The 15,747-nt window shown below is 34.2% G+C and carries 16 protein-coding genes; 3 read left to right on the top strand and 13 right to left on the bottom strand.

The annotated features are described in order from the left end of the window. Positions 1-2: 2 nt before the first annotated feature. Positions 3-1,634 carry a M1 family metallopeptidase gene (locus LPC21_RS08180; protein WP_229316678.1) on the top strand — a complete coding sequence of 544 codons (1,632 nt, stop codon included), beginning with the start codon at positions 3-5 and terminating at the stop codon, positions 1,632-1,634. Positions 1,635-1,636: 2 nt separating this feature from the next. On the opposite strand, the gene LPC21_RS08175 is transcribed toward LPC21_RS08180, so the two are convergent. Continuing rightward, entirely contained in the window at positions 1,637-2,473 is an 837-nt protein-coding gene (locus tag LPC21_RS08175; protein WP_229316677.1) for an AraC family transcriptional regulator, read from the bottom strand. A 150-nt stretch (positions 2,474-2,623) separates the two neighbouring features. Here LPC21_RS08175 and LPC21_RS08170 point away from each other — a divergent pair, with 150 nt between their 5' ends. Then, positions 2,624-3,616: a phytanoyl-CoA dioxygenase family protein gene (locus LPC21_RS08170; RefSeq protein ID WP_229316676.1), complete on the top strand. Its 993-nt coding sequence runs from the start codon at positions 2,624-2,626 to the stop codon at positions 3,614-3,616. 70 nt (positions 3,617-3,686) lie between these two features. Here the strand turns inward: LPC21_RS08170 and LPC21_RS08165 are convergent, their stop codons facing one another. From LPC21_RS08165 to LPC21_RS08110, 12 genes are all read right to left on the bottom strand, one after another. After that, positions 3,687-4,565 carry a sugar phosphate isomerase/epimerase family protein gene (locus tag LPC21_RS08165; protein ID WP_229316675.1) on the bottom strand — a complete coding sequence of 293 codons (879 nt, stop codon included), beginning with the start codon at positions 4,563-4,565 and terminating at the stop codon, positions 3,687-3,689. Between the two features lie 16 nt (positions 4,566-4,581). Further along, a complete protein-coding gene (locus LPC21_RS08160) occupies positions 4,582-5,472 on the bottom strand; it encodes a hydroxypyruvate isomerase family protein (RefSeq protein ID WP_229316674.1) in 891 nt (296 codons plus the stop codon). A 6-nt stretch (positions 5,473-5,478) separates the two neighbouring features. Beyond that, positions 5,479-6,708: a nucleoside permease gene (locus LPC21_RS08155; protein WP_255657590.1), complete on the bottom strand. Its 1,230-nt coding sequence runs from the start codon at positions 6,706-6,708 to the stop codon at positions 5,479-5,481. A 38-nt stretch (positions 6,709-6,746) separates the two neighbouring features. After that, positions 6,747-7,472 carry a 3-keto-disaccharide hydrolase gene (locus LPC21_RS08150; RefSeq protein ID WP_229316672.1) on the bottom strand — a complete coding sequence of 242 codons (726 nt, stop codon included), beginning with the start codon at positions 7,470-7,472 and terminating at the stop codon, positions 6,747-6,749. Positions 7,473-7,483: 11 nt separating this feature from the next. Further along, a complete protein-coding gene (locus LPC21_RS08145; protein ID WP_229316671.1) occupies positions 7,484-8,938 on the bottom strand; it encodes a Gfo/Idh/MocA family protein in 1,455 nt (484 codons plus the stop codon). A 38-nt stretch (positions 8,939-8,976) separates the two neighbouring features. Then, positions 8,977-9,342 carry a c-type cytochrome gene (locus LPC21_RS08140; RefSeq protein ID WP_229316670.1) on the bottom strand — a complete coding sequence of 122 codons (366 nt, stop codon included), beginning with the start codon at positions 9,340-9,342 and terminating at the stop codon, positions 8,977-8,979. Between the two features lie 11 nt (positions 9,343-9,353). Next, on the bottom strand, positions 9,354-10,406 hold the full coding sequence (locus LPC21_RS08135; RefSeq protein ID WP_229316669.1) for a sugar phosphate isomerase/epimerase family protein: 1,053 nt from the start codon (positions 10,404-10,406) through the stop codon (positions 9,354-9,356). A gap of 2 nt (positions 10,407-10,408) precedes the next feature. Next, the gene (locus LPC21_RS08130) at positions 10,409-11,572 is read right to left on the bottom strand and encodes a Gfo/Idh/MocA family protein (RefSeq protein WP_229316668.1); all 1,164 of its coding nucleotides are present in this window, start codon (positions 11,570-11,572) and stop codon (positions 10,409-10,411) included. Positions 11,573-11,584: 12 nt separating this feature from the next. Next, positions 11,585-13,288, bottom strand: a complete 1,704-nt coding sequence (locus tag LPC21_RS08125; protein ID WP_229316667.1) for a GMC oxidoreductase — start codon at positions 13,286-13,288, stop codon at positions 11,585-11,587. Between the two features lie 44 nt (positions 13,289-13,332). Beyond that, positions 13,333-13,893, bottom strand: a complete 561-nt coding sequence (locus LPC21_RS08120; RefSeq protein ID WP_229316666.1) for a gluconate 2-dehydrogenase subunit 3 family protein — start codon at positions 13,891-13,893, stop codon at positions 13,333-13,335. A gap of 539 nt (positions 13,894-14,432) precedes the next feature. Continuing rightward, complete coding sequence (locus LPC21_RS08115) at positions 14,433-14,819, bottom strand: glyoxalase (RefSeq protein WP_229316665.1); 387 nt, start codon at positions 14,817-14,819, stop codon at positions 14,433-14,435. Positions 14,820-14,829: 10 nt separating this feature from the next. Continuing rightward, a complete protein-coding gene (locus LPC21_RS08110; RefSeq protein WP_229316664.1) occupies positions 14,830-15,099 on the bottom strand; it encodes a DUF3817 domain-containing protein in 270 nt (89 codons plus the stop codon). 101 nt (positions 15,100-15,200) lie between these two features. Between LPC21_RS08110 and LPC21_RS08105 the strand changes: the two genes are divergently transcribed. Continuing rightward, positions 15,201-15,728, top strand: a complete 528-nt coding sequence (locus LPC21_RS08105; RefSeq protein WP_229316663.1) for a DUF6155 family protein — start codon at positions 15,201-15,203, stop codon at positions 15,726-15,728. The last annotated feature ends 19 nt before the right edge of the window (positions 15,729-15,747 follow it).

The raw sequence follows: 15,747 nt of genomic DNA, 5'->3' as shown, positions 1-15,747 counted from the left end.
TTATGAACATAAAAACAATTTACCTCTTTCTGATTGTATTAATTTCCAATATCGTATTGGCACAAAATTTTACCAGACAAGACAGTTTACGCGGAAGTATTACTAAAGAAAGAAGTTGGTGGGATTTGAAAAAATACCATTTGGATATCAAAGTCAATCCAGCTGACAGCACCATTACAGGTTCAAATACCATTGATTATCAAGTTTTAGATCAATACAATGTGATGCAAATTGATTTGCAAGAACCGATGCAAATTACCAAAATTCTACAGGATGGGATTAATCTAAAATTTCAAAGAGATGGGAATGTATTTCATGTGTTTTTGGCAGCCAATCAAATCAAAGGAGACAATAAAAAGCTAGTTGTATTTTATAGCGGAAAACCCAAAATAGCGGTCAATCCACCTTGGGATGGAGGTATCACTTGGAAAAAAGATGAAAACGGAAAACCTTTTATAGCTTCTTCGTGTCAGGGTTTAGGTGCTAGTGTTTGGTGGCCCAACAAAGATCATATGTATGACGAAGCCGAATCCATGCTAATCAGTGTCAATGTTCCCAAAGGACTAATGGATATTTCCAATGGTCGTTTGATAAGTACTAAACCATTAAAAGACAATACAACAACCTATACTTGGCAAGTCACCAATCCGATCAATAATTATGGAGTTAACATTAATATAGGTGATTATGCAGCTTTTTCAGAAAAGTTCAAAGGTGAAAAAGGCGAATTGGATTGTCAGTATTATGTGTTGCGCAATAATTTGGCGAAAGCCAAAAAACAATTTCAAGACGTACCAAAAATGCTAAAAGCATTTGAGCATTGGTTTGGTCCATATCCCTTTTATGAAGACAGTTATAAATTAGTTGAAGTGCCTTATTTAGGGATGGAGCATCAAAGTAGCGTAACCTATGGAAATGGTTTTGCAAATGGCTATCGCGGACGTGATTTAAGCGGAACCGGTTGGGGGCTAAAATTTGATTTTATCATTATTCATGAGTCTGGTCATGAGTGGTTTGCCAATAATATCACTTATAAAGATATTGCCGACATGTGGATTCATGAAAGTTTTACTAATTATTCGGAAAGTTTATTTGTAGAGTATTATTATGGTAAAGATGCTGGAGCAGCTTATGTTAGAGGCACTCGTAAAAATATTCAGAATGATATTCCTATTATAGGCCAATATAATGTGAATAATGAAGGTTCGGGCGATATGTATTACAAAGGGGGAAATATGTTGCATACCATTCGACAAATTATAAATAATGACGAAAAATGGAGACAAATTTTAAGAGGTTTGAACAGTACTTTTTACCATCAAACGGTGACTACAAATCAAATTGAAAACTACATTAGCAAACAGGCTGGTGTTGATTTTTCTCCGGTTTTCAACCAATATTTAAGAGATACTCGCATACCTACTTTAGAATATTATTTCAAAGAAAAACAATTAGTCTATCGTTGGATCAATTGTCTAGAAGGATTTACTATGCCAGTTCAAATTGCATTGAATGGTAAAAATAAAATCATTCAGCCGTCAAACGAATGGAAATCAATCATGATAGATACTACTAATCCAAAGCTAACGATTGATATGAATTATTATGTTGCAGGTTTGAATAGTACAGAGTAAATTTATTTTTTCTTAAATTCTAACGGATTTTCACCTACTACTTTTTTGAAAATACGATTGAAATAGGACAGACTTTCAAAACCACATTCATAGCAGGTTTCAGTTACGTTCTTATCTTCTTTTAAAAGTAGTTTAGCTTGTTCAATACGATATTGATTTAAGAATTCAATAAAAGTCAATCGAGTCATTTTTTTGAAATACCTACAAAAAGCGGCTTTGGATAGGTGGGTTAGTTGAGCCATTTCATCAATACTAATGGTTCGTTGGTAATTACTTTCAATGAATTTATAGACTATTTTGAGACGGGACTGTTCCTTGTTATTATAAAAGTTTTCAAAAGGCTTTTCGTGTAAAAACGTCATTTCTTGGGATGTAGCCAAAGATTGAAACAAAGACAAAACAGCAATAAATTGTTCAAAATGTGGTAATAGATGAATTGCTTTAAGTTGTTTCCCAATAGTCGATTTCGTGTTTCCGTGAAAACAAATTACTTTTTTTGAATTTTCAAATAATTGGTGAATCGCTTTCAATTCTGGGGTGGAAGCAAAATCATTTTTAAAAAAGTCAGCGTTGATTTGTAATACTACTTTTTCATATTCGGTTCTAATCCCATAATCAAAATTCAAATGGGGGATATTAGAACCTATAAAAACCAAATCACTTCCTTCAAATTGTCCCACATGATTCCCAACACGTCTACTTCCTTGAGAGGCTTCAATAAAAGTCAGTTCGAATTCAGGATGAAAATGCCAATAATAAAAATCATTCAATTTTGGATTGACTAAAATTCGGAAGGAACTTCCTGCTAAACGTTTGATATCTTCAAAAACAATTTTCATATAATTAGTGCTTTATAGTATAAATGTACTATTGAATAGTTTAATCTCCAATAAAATGTCAATATAGTACAAATTATGGTAAATTTTGTGATAATTCAACTGCTAGATTCCAACTAATTTTGGATTATCAAATTAACCAACTATTACATTATGGATACTAAAAATAAAACTATGACTCCGACAATGACGCCAACAATGGCGACTAACGCACACGCAGATATCCCTGGAAATCCATCAGTGGCAAAATCTAGTGTACACAAATTAAATGACCGTTCTAACGGAAAACCACTTCGTTTATTAACCGAAGAGCAATGGAATTTCTGGATTACCAATGGTTATATTGTTATCAAAAATGCTGTACCCAAAGAAAATGCTGAACGATTGGCTAATTTCATTTGGGAATTTGAAGAAAAAGATCCAAACGATTCATCCACTTGGTATGTACCACCAAGAGCAGAAATGCAAATGAAAGAGCTAACTAATAGTGGAATGGTAGAATTGTACAATCACCAATACCAATGGGACAACCGTCAAATGCAAAAAGTATATGATGCCTTTGCAGATGTTTGGGGGACAGAAAAGCTATGGGTTACTATTGATAGAGCCAATTTAAATTTTCCTGTGCGTCCCGATCATGAGTTTAAAGGATTCATCCATTGGGATTACGACCCTGAAACCAAACCGCAAAACGTACAAGGAGTTTTGGCTTTAGTCGATACTACCGATGAAAACATGGGAGGTTTTCAATGTATACCAGAATTATTTCGCACTTATGATACATGGAAATTAACCCAACCAGAAGATAGACACCGATTCCAACCCGATACGACAGTATTTAAAGATCAATTTGTTAAAGTTAAAATGGAGGCTGGTGATTTACTAATCTTTAATAGTTTACTACCACATGGAATTCGTCCTAATTTGACCAAAGACAAAGTGCGTGTAGCTCAATACATTTCGATGATGCCTGCGGAAGAAGATAATGAAGAACTAAAAGCATGGCGTATTAATTCGTGGAAAAACCGTATTGCACCTGAAGGATTTGCTTTTCCTGGAGATCCAAGAAAATGGGAAATTACCAAACATAAAACAGCTGAATTAAGTGATTTGGGTAAACGACTTTTAGGTTTAGAGAAATGGTAAATTTACTTTAAATAAAAAAGGGTATTTAATTGCAAAACAATTAAATACCCTTTTTTTATTATTATAAAAACTAGATTAAATTTTTAGAAATATAATCAAAACTTGTTTTTATGGATTCACCTGGATTTGGACTATAATTGGTTTCATGTTCTAAAAAGAAACGTTTCATTCCTGATTGTTTGGCTTGTGCAAAAATGGCTTTAAAGTCTATTGCCCCTTTTCCAATTTCAGCATTTAATTCTTTGTTGGCTTTGTCCATATCTTTTACGTGCCACATAGTAAAACGTCCTGGATGCTGCTTGAATAAATCCAAAGGATTGTGACCTGCACGAACTGCCCAATACAAATCCAATTCGAAATCAACTAGATTAGGATCAGTTTCGTTCAATAAAATTTCGTATCCGTTTGTATTTCCAAATTGTTCAAATTCAAAATCATGATTGTGATAAGCTAGTTTCAATCCAGCAGCATGACATTGTTGCGCAACTTGATTGACTCCTTTTGCTAATTTTTTATAATCTTCAGCAGAGGTGCCTCTCAATTCAGGTAAAATCCATGGAATTGTAACATACTCACTTCCTAAAACTTTGGCCGCATTGATGTACGCATTCAAATCACCAAGATCACCAGTTTTGATAAAATTATTGAAATCAAAATGGTTACTGGTTGCTTTCAAACCATTGGCATCCAAAATAGCTTTAAAGTCTTGTACTGAAGTTCCAAAGAAAGAATTATCTTTTGGCGAAAAGCCAAACGTTTCTACTTCTGTAAATCCTGCTTTTGCAATTTGAGCCAATACGCCTTTGACATCTTTGGGTAAAGTCTCACGCATCGTCCATAATTGGATTCCAATAGCTCTTTTTTTGGTTGTAAAGGCTAGGGAAGGAGTAATAGCCAAAGTACCTAATACTAAACTGCTATTGATTAAAAATTCTCTTCTTCTATTCATGGTTATATTTTGTTAGTTAAATGTCGCAAATAGTTATGGCTTGTAGTAATGAAGCTAATTTATCTTGATTTTTTGGGATAAATTCTTGTCCCACAAAACCTTTAAAACCTGTTCCAGCAATTGCTCTCATAATGGCTGGATAATTTAATTCTTGAGTGCCGTCAATTTCATTTCGACCAGGAACTCCAGCTGTATGAAAATGAGCAATGTATTGAATGTTATTTTTGATAGTACGAATCACATCGCCTTCATCAATTTGCATGTGATAGATATCATAAAGCAATTTGAAATTATTTGAGTTGATACGTTTGACTAATTCGACTCCCCAAGAAGTTCGATCACATTGATAATCTTTATGATCGACCTTGCTGTTTAATAATTCCATTACTAATGTAATATTATGTTTTTCAGCTAGCGGAATTAGTTTTTGTAAACCAATAACACAATTGTTCCAACCTTCTTCGTCTGTTTTACCTCTTCGGCTTCCACTAAAACAAATTAAGTTTTTATAACCTGCTTCAGCTACACGTGGAATCATATCGGTATAACGTTGAATCAGTTTGTCATGAAATTGGATATCATTGAAACCATCGACTAAATTCAACTCGGCACCATTACACATAGTCGATACTAAGTTGTATTTTTTTAGGGTTGGCCAAGCCTCGGGACCTACTAAATCAATTCCAGTAATTCCCATTTTTTTGGCTTCAACGCACAAAGTTTCTAAATCGATTTTGTCAAAGCACCAGCGAGAAACAGAATGATTGATATTACCTTTTAATTGTGGTAAAGAATTTAATTTATCTTTTGGCAAATTAAAAGCAGACAATTCTAAAGGAATACTTAACGCAGCAGTACTGGCAAGTATTCCTTTGATAGCAGATCGTCTGTTGATATTTGCTTTCATCTAAAATTAGTGTGAAACTTCCGTTTTATTTTTATCATTGAAAGTCAATGCGAATAAAACAAAAACTGCCAAGGCAATTCCAGCCGGAATGATCCATACCATTTCCCAGTTGATAGTTCCAGTTGCTGTTTTGTAATTATCTGTAATCCATCCAGCAACGGCAAAACCAATTAACATACCCACACCATAAGTAGCCAAGGTAATTAAACCTTGTGCCGCACTTTTGTATTTATCTCCTGCTTTTGAGTTGGTATAAATTTGACCAGAAACAAAGAAGAAATCATAACAAATTCCGTGTAAAGCAATTCCAACGATTAACATAAAACTAAGTTCACCACCATTTCCATAGGCAAATAAAGCATAACGAATTGCCCAAGCTAACATGCCTACTAAAATAGTCTTCTTAAATCCGTATTTGGTAAAGAATACAGGAATCAACAATAAAAACAAGGCTTCAGAAATTTGGCCAATGGCCATTTTCCCAGTTGGATTTTCCAATCCTGACTCTGTCAAAAATGGATTGGCATTTTGGTAATAAAAAGCTAATGGAATACAAATTAGGATTGAAGAAATAAAGAAAACAGCAAAGTTTTTATCTTTCAATAATTTCAATGCGTCTAAACCGATGATATCTCCAATTTTGATTTTTTCATCAGAAACTTTAGGTGGAGTGGCAGGTAAGGTAAAACTTAATAAACCTAATACTAAAGCTGCAATTCCAGCTAATAAAAAGGTGTTTTTCAACATACCGTTTGCTAAACTTTCTACAGAATCCCAATGAAATACATAACTAATTGAAAGTCCTGCTACAATCCAGCCAATGGTTCCCCATACACGAATAGAAGAAAATTCTTTTTCAGGATCTTTCATTTGGTTAAAAGCAACTGAATTCACTAAAGCTAATGTTGGCATATACAATACCATATAACTAAAAACATAGATATAGAAAGAACTTAAATCACTAGATTGGTACATTTGGTACATTAAAAATGCACCTACTAAATGTAATACTCCTAAAATTCTTTCCGCATTAAAATAGCGGTCAGCAATTAATCCAATAATAAATGGTGCAATGATAGCCCCCCAAGATTGAGTTGAAAAGACAGCTGCTGTTTCAGCTCCTGACGCTTTTAAATTAGTTCCTAAAAAAGTTCCTAAAGTCACAAACCATGCGCCCCAGATAAAAAATTCTAGGAACATCATGCTGGATAGTTTTATTTTATTTGTTGTATTCATAAGTATAATATAGTTTGGTTTGGTTAGTTGGTAGATTATTATTTACAACCCGTAGTAGTGGTCATCGTATTCCATTCTTTAATCATGATGTTACGATACCAAACATTATCTCCATGGTCTTGTAAGGCAATTTTACCCGATTGAAATGCAGCAAATCCAGGCCATGTAGCAAATTTACTTCCAGCTACTAAAGCTTTAAATTTATCATCCCAAAGCATAGTTTCTACTACTTTTACGCCGTTCAATAACATTTGTAATTTTCCGAATTTACAAACAATATCAACTGAGTTCCATTCACCTACTGGTTTAACTGGTTCTGTTGTACTTTTTATCAAATCGTATAAATCTCCAGCTCTGTGTTTTTCTATTTTTCCATCAGGATGACCGTCGTTATCTAAAACTTGCATTTCTAAACCGGTTTCGTAGGTATTCTTAAATTTTGCTAAGTCTTCGTTCACAAAAAAGATGATACCACTGTTGGATTTAGCCGCTACTTTCCATTCTAATTTTAAGTGAAAATTAGTATATTCTTTATCGGTTACTAAATCGCCACCTTGTCCATTTTTAGCAGCCGTTGGATCAAAATGTAATTCACCATTTTCAACTTTCCAAGCAGCAGTTGCTGCTTTTTTTCCGTAAGCATGCCATCCAGTTGTAGATGTTCCGTCAAATAGTGGAACAAATCCTTTTGGTACAGCCGTTTGAGCGTTAGTAGTTTGCATCAAAATAGTTACTAGTGCTATTTTAAAAATATTCTTAATCATTGTTTTTTGTATTATAATGTTAAATTTTTCCATCCTTCGCGGTAATCGCGTTTTACGAATTGATTTACTTCATCAAAATTAGTAATTCGCATAGCATCATTATCCCATAATAATTTTGCAGAACGACCTGGATACACATCTTCTCCTAATTCATCACGAACTACATCGTACCCTCTAATTGCTAAGTTAGCCATTAATAGAGCTTCGGTTAAAGGTCCAGCAATTTCAAAACCTGAACTTACTTCTTTCTTTCCATAACCAGCAATTGCAGCTTCCACCCATTGTTTATAGTGACCAGCATCTCCTCCTTCAACACGAGCATACTTTTGTGCTACTTGAAGGTTTTCATTTTTGCTTAATGGTAATAACCTTGGATTTAATCCGTAAGTATCACACATCATTTTTCCTTTAGTTCCAATGAAAAGGGTTCCATTTCCACCATCTCCAAAAATTTCGTTTGGTCCTAATTCAGCAGGTCTTTCTGGTTGAATACCACCGTCCATCCAGTGTACGGTAACATCACCTAAAGTTTTCTCTGTTTTAGGAAAAGTCAAAGTTACATGACTTGATGGTGGACAACTTTCTGGGAAATACCCGCGTTTGAATTCATCTACATATACAGAACCAACACTACATTGTACATCTTTAGCGTATTTCAATTTCAAAACACTGAAAGGAGTTTCCAATAAGTGACATCCCATATCTCCTAGAGCACCAGTACCATAATCCCACCAACCTCTCCAGTTGAATGGTACTAATTTGTCTACGTAATTTTTATAAGGAGCAGTTCCCAACCACAAATCCCAATCCAATTCTTTTGGAACTTCTGGTTTAGCAGTTGACCAAGGAATACCTTGTGGCCAAACTGGACGATCTGTCCAAGCATAAATGGTATGGACATCTCCAATCAAATCAGCCTCATGCCATTCTTTAAGAATACGAGTTCCATCATTTGATGCCCCTTGGTTTCCCATTTGGGTAACCACTTTGTATTTTTTAGCTGCTTCAGTTAATATTCTAGCTTCGTAAATATCATGCGCTAATGGTTTCTGAACATACACATGCTTTCCTAATTGCATAGCCGCTAAAGCCGCAATAGCATGAGTATGATCAGGAGTTGAAACCGATACCGCATCAAAATTTTTGTGTTCTTTGTCTAACATTTCACGCCAATCTTTGTAAAATTTAGCTTTTGGAAAAGCATTTACACTATTAGCAGCTCTTCGTGTATCTACATCACATAAGAAACCAATATTGGCTTTACCACTTTTGTGAAACATCGCAATATCTGATTGGCCTTTTCCACCAACACCGATACCCGCAACAACCAATCGGTCACTTGGAGCAACAAAACCTCTTCCTAATACATGGCGAGGTACGATCATAAAAGCAGCTGCAGCCATCGCACCAGTTTTGATAAAATCACGGCGATTGTTATTTGGTTTATTCTCTTCTTCTTTTTTCATGGTTATTTATTGTTAGTCAATAGTGTTAAAACTAAATGTTATTTTTTCAAACCTAAAATATATTGTGCCATTGATTTGGCATCTTCTTTCTTTAAAGAAGAGTGTGCTGACATTGGCATTGTGCCCCATACACCTGATCCGCCTTTGATAATTTTAGTAGCTAAATAGTTGATATTTTTATCATTGTTTGTATACTTTTTAGCAATTTCTGTGTAGGCTGGACCAATTAATTTTTTGTCCAATTTATGACATCCAACACAATCTGATTTGGCAATTAATCGCTCACCATCATTTGATTGTACTACAATCGCAGTTTTTTTGATGTATTTTTTGTCTCCTTCATTTTTTGAGAAAGAGGTTAATGTTAATACGGCTAAGCCTAGAAGTAAAAAGTTACGTTTCATTTTTGTATGTATTATAGTCCTAAATTTTTTCTGTTCAATTGTGTGTTAGTTTCAACGGCTGCAAAATCGTCAAAAGCTTTGTCGGTTACTTTTATAATGTGTTTTTTGATAAATTCAGCACCTTCACGAGCACCATCTTCTTGATTTTTAATACAGCATTCCCATTCCATAACTGCCCAACCTTTGTAATCATATTGCGCAAGTTTACTAAAAATGGTTTTGAAGTCAATTTGGCCGTCTCCAGGCGAACGGTAACGTCCTGCACGGTTGGCCCAACCTTGGTATCCTCCAAAAGTACCTTGTTTACCAGTTGGATTAAATTCGGCATCTTTAACATGGAAGGCTTTAATACGTTCGTGATAAAAATCTATATACTGAATGTAATCTAATTGTTGTAATACAAAATGGGAGGGATCGTACAACAAACAGGCTCTGGAGTGATTATTAACGGCTTTTAAAAACATTTCGTAAGTTTCTCCGTCAAATAAATCCTCTCCAGGGTGAATCTCATAACAAACATCTACGCCATTTTTATCAAATTCATTCAAAATAGGTAACCAACGTTTCGCTAATTCGGCAAATCCTTCTTCAATTAATCCCGGTGGTCTTTGTGGCCAAGGGTGGAAGTATTGCCAAAGCAACGATCCGCTAAAAGTTGCATGTGCATTCAGCCCTAAATTTTGAGAAGCTTGAGCTGCATATTTCATTTGTTGAACCGCCCATTCTTGTCTGGCTTTCGGATTACCGCGCAAGGCTGCAGGAGCAAAGCCATCAAAAAAATCATCATAGGCCGGATGAACCGCCACTAACTGACCTTGTAAATGAGTAGATAATTCGGAAATTTGTAAGCCGTATGAAGCCACTTTACCAGACAACTCATCAGCATAGGTTTTACTTTCGGCTGCTTTTTGTAAATCAATAAAACGAGCATCTAAAGTAGGCATTTGAATTCCTTTAAAACCTAAATCAGCTGCCCATTGGCAAATACCATCTAACGAATTAAATGGTGCTTTATCTCCAATAAATTGTGCTAAAAAGACCGCTGGCCCTTGAATTGTTGTCATAGTTATACTGCGTTTGGAGTCCATTTTTTATCAGATTGTGCTGATAAAACTACGTTGTCAATAAATGCCATTCCTCTTAATCCATCTTCTACTGATGGAAAGTCTAACATCTCTGGAGTTGGTTCAACACCATCAATTTTGCAACCTAAGGTTAAAGCAAAGTTTCTATAAATATTAGCAAAGGCTTCTAAATAGCCTTCTGGGTGTCCGCCTGGAGTTCTGCAATTGTGTCTTGCAAATGAAGATAGATGTGCATAATTTGAACCTGCTCTTAAAATTTGCATTGGCTCATCCAACCATTTTACGATCAAAGAGTTAGGTTCGTGTTGCAACCATTCGATTCCACCTTTTTCACCATATACTCTAATTTTAACTGCATTTTCTTCACCAGCTGCAACCTGTGAAGCCATCAAGACTCCTTTGGCACCATTATCAAATTTTAGCATAACGGCACCGTCATCATCCATGACACGTCCTTCCACTAAAGTGTTTAATTCGGCACAAATGTCTGTAATTTTTGAACCCGTAATGTATTCAGCTAAATGTGCTGCATGCGTTCCAATATCACCCATTACAGAACTTTTTCCCGATTTTTTCGGGTCTGTTCTCCAAGCTGCTTGTGCATTTCCTTCTCTTTCAGACAATTTACTCAACCATCCCTGTGGATATTCTACCCAAACCTTACGAATTTTTCCAAGTTTACCTTCTCTAACCATAGCTTTAGCTTGTTTTACCATTGGGTAACCTGAGTAGGTGTGGGTCAAACAAAGTGTTAACCCGGTTTCTTTTAATTTTTGTTCCAATTGTTTAGCCTCTTCCAAAGAAAAGGTAATTGGTTTTTCAATAACTACATTGAAACCATGATCTAAAGCCATCATGGCAGGGGCAAAGTGGGCAAAATTTGGAGTTACAATAGTAACAAAATCAATGCGCTCTTCAGCTGGCAACGCCGCTTCGGCTTTGATCATTTCTTCATAAGTCAAATAGGTTCTTGATTCTGGAAGAAATAAGGCTTTACCTGAAGCTACTGCAATTTCTGGGTTGATACTCAAAGCACCACAACTTAATTCAATTAAGCCATCCATATTAGCAGCTAAACGATGTATTGCACCGATGAAAGCATCTTGGCCACCACCGACCATTCCCATTCTTAATTTTCTTTTCATAATAAAAGTAACCTAGATATTTTTTTTCTTTAATTCTTTCACTGCATAATCAGCAGCGCGAGCAGTTAATGCCATGAACGTTAACGATGGGTTTTGACATGCAATCGAAGGCATACAAGAACCATCAGTAACAAATACATTACTTACTTCATGCATTTGATTCCATTTATTTAATACAGAATCTTTAGGATCGTTACCCATACGTGCGGTACCCATTTCATGAATAGCCATACCTGGATAGTAATCATTATCATAGGTTTGGATATTTTTCATTCCAGCTGCTTCTAACATTTCGGCAGCATCGTTCATCATATCTTCACGCATTTTAGCTTCGTTATCTTTAGTTTCGCAATCAATAGCTATAACAGGTTGACCCCATTTGTCTTTTTTCGAATGATCGATGTATACTTTATTTTCATAGTAAGGTAGCATTTCTCCAAAACCACCCAATCCCATTTTCCAATGATCTGCTGGTTTTGACATATTATTTTTGAAATCAGCACCAAATGCTAATTCAGCCACATCTGCTTGCCAATTTCCACGACTTGCACCACCTTGGTAACCAAAACCTCTTAAGTAATCACGTTTATCATTACCATAATTTTGGTAACGAGGTACATAGATTCCATTGGCTCTACGACCATAAGTGTATTTATCTTCAAATCCTTCAGCAGTTCCTTCAGCTCCACAACGGAAATGGTGATCCATTAAGTTATGACCTAATTGCCCGCTACCATTACCTAAACCATTCGGATGTGCCTCTGAAGTAGAGTTCAATAATATAAATGTAGAACCTAGTGTAGAACCATTTACAAAAACGATTTTAGCATAAAATTCCATGGTTTCATTAGTTTCTGCATCAATCACCATAACTCCTTTGGCCTTTTTAGTATCCTTGTCGTAGATGATATGATTTACAATAGAATAAGGTCTTACAGTTAAACGCTTAGTTGCCATTGCAGCAGGTAGGGTAGAAGATTGAGTACTAAAATAAGCACCAAACGGACATCCGCGACTACATAAATTTCTGTACTGGCAATTGCCACGTCCATTATGAGGAACTGTTAAATTAGCCGTACGACCTATAGTTAAGATTCTTTCTCTGTTGTAATGTTTTTCAATTCGTTCTTTAACAGATTTCTCTACACAGTTCAAATCCATTGGTGGAAGAAACTGTCCATCTGGTAATAAAGGCCAACCTTCGTTTTGACCACTAATACCAGCAAATTTCTCCGCATAGTCATACCATGGAGCAATATCCTTGTAACGAATTGGCCAGTCGTTTCCATGACCATCTTTTTTGTTGTCTTCAAAGTTAATGTCACTAAAACGGTAACTTTGACGACCCCACATTAATGATTTGCCTCCTACATGAAATCCTCTGTACCAATCAAATCGTTTGTCTTCTGTATACGGACATTCCAAATCATTAACCCACCATTTCTCATTGGCTTCTTGATATGGATAATCTCGTATTTGTACAGGGTGTGTACTTTTTTGTTCTTGAGTCATTCTACCTGCATGCTTGAATTCCCATGGATCTTTCATAGCTGATTCATAATCAGTAATATGCTCAATGTTCATTCCGCGTTCCAGCATCAAAACTCGTAATCCTTTTTCGGTCAATTCTTTAGCAGCCCAACCACCACTTATACCTGAACCTATAACGATTGCGTCATAAGTATTTTGTTCTTTTAAATTCGTATTAATATTCACGATGTATATTTTTTAAGTTTAAACTAGTTTAATAAATGAATTGCTTAAGAAGTAGCCCACGCTTTTTGGCCTGGTTCCAATGGTGCACTACCATCATATTTTCCAGGAATTGCAAGATATTCACGAGCTTGAGTAGATCCTATTTCCGATGAATAATATCCTAGAATAGTTAAATCTCTGGCAATTGTAAAAAAGGAAGGTTGTCTTTTATTAGCAATTGCTTCGTCTCTTAATTCTTTGACAATAGTAGTTTTTTCTTGTTCTGAAGCAGTGGCGAAGTTTTTACCAAATTTTGCAAAACATTTATCATCCATAGATTTTAATCCAGTAGCAAAAATTGATTGTAAGTTAGCAGGATAACAATCTTGAATCATCATTGGTATAAATGATCCTAAACCAGCAGCTTTTGCTCCTGGGCATGCTGAAGTTGTTGGGATTATGATTTCTGAAAACTCAGCAAGTATTGCTTCATCGGATACCGAAAAGTTAACCATTTTAGATTTGTCTATTACGGTAAAACTTTCAAATAAAACGCCCATAGTTGTCGCTGAAATAGCTCCTCCCATTAAATAGGCAACTCTTTTAAGTGCTTCCCTTCTTTCCATCTGATTTGTTTTTTAAATATTTTATGGTTGTTAATAGTAATAAAAAGTAACTTACAATTATAAGAAATAAAATAACAGATTAATTTTTTTACTGTTAATTAATTATTAGAATTCCATTATTTTCATTTTTTTATGATTATTAAATGAAATTTTATTGAATAACGTAGATTTTAATGTTTTTTCAAAATAGAATTTAGAAACTATAAAATAATCCGTTACTATTTCATTAAATATATGACATCATTATGATTAATTTGTATTTTATTTCTTACAATAATTAATACAGTTCAATTATAACAAAATATCATTGTGTTAAAATGACATTATTCATCTCAAAAAAGTATAAAAAATAAATGCTTGGTTTTAATTAAAAGCAACATATTACAAGAAAACGATTTCGTGAGATGAAATGTAAAAGTAAAGGCTTTGTAGTAATAAAAAATAGTAAGAATAAAAAAAGTAGATTATTTTTATATTTAAATATCTGATTTTTAATAGTATAAACTAAATATAACAGAAATAAAAAGTAGATTAAAAAATTAAATCAATTGTAATTGACTTTGCAATCGCTCAATTAGCATCGATCTAATTCTCTTATTTAAAGATGAACTTGCACTAGAATATAAAGTAAATTCATCCGCAGTAAATAATCCAATTGCAAATCCTTTAAGCAAATTTTGAAATTTAACGTCTTTTAAAATCGCATTTTCGATGACTGTATTTTTTTTATCAGTCGAATAGATTTCAAAAGGAATTTTATTTTGAACTATATATATTTGGAAAGCACTGAGAATTAAATCGTTTTGAAGATTTAAAATGGGACGCAAAGTGGTATTTTGAAAATACTCTTCTAAAGAAGATTGTCTATCAATTTTACCTAATGCATCTCCTCTAAATTTTTTTAAAAATTCGTCTCTTGAATTCATAGTGATTAATTTATAAATATTTTTTTTCTACATAAAAAGTACCAAAAGGAATAACTGAAGCAATACAAACCAAACTAAATTTCTTAGCTGGCCAATCGTATTCGATTTTGGACATTAATGCCAAAATGATATAGCCAATAAATAAAATACCATGCGCCATTCCAATACTTTTTACAAAAATAGGTTCTTGAAAGTAATACTTCATTGGCATAGCAAAAAATAATAGGAGTAGGAGTGAAACACCTTCTAAAAAAGCAATTAATTTAAATAACTTTAACATGACTTTGATCTTTTGTTTAAAAATCAAAAATAAGGAATATCATTGATTTTAGAAGTAAGATTGACTAAAGTAATTTACCTTTGACAAATATCAAATTTTATATGAGTAAACGCGATTTAAAAAAATACCTTGCCGAATTGAATAAAGTGCAATTGGAAGAACAAATTCTAGAATTGTATGAGAAGTTTGTACCAGTGAAAACCTTTTATGATTTTGTTTTTAATCCTAAGGAAGAAATTATTTTAAAAGAAGCAAAACTTAGAATTTCCAATGAATATTTTCCAATCAAAAAATTAGGGCGTCGAAGTAAACCAAAAATGCGACGTTCCGTTGCTCAAAAATTGATAAAGCATTTCATTACTTTGGGAGTTGATCCATTTATCATTACCGATGTGATGCTCTATAACATTGAAATCGCTCAAACTTATTCATCCGAAAATGCAATCAAACAAGAATTATTCTATAAGAGCATGTTCAATTCGTTTGAACAAGCTGTTGATTTTATAATTTCCAATGGTATCTATGCCGATTTTAAAACAAGAATTGGTTCCATTTTCCAGGAAACAGTAGATCAAAAGTGGATCAATCAATACGAATTCGAACGTATTATTTCGCGTTTGGAATTTTAAATGGATTAGCAAAACTTAA

Origin of the sequence: Flavobacterium ammoniigenes, from assembly GCF_020886055.1 — a bacterium.
In the GTDB taxonomy this organism is placed as follows: domain Bacteria; phylum Bacteroidota; class Bacteroidia; order Flavobacteriales; family Flavobacteriaceae; genus Flavobacterium; species Flavobacterium ammoniigenes.
This window is presented reverse-complemented; position numbering and strand designations above follow the sequence as displayed.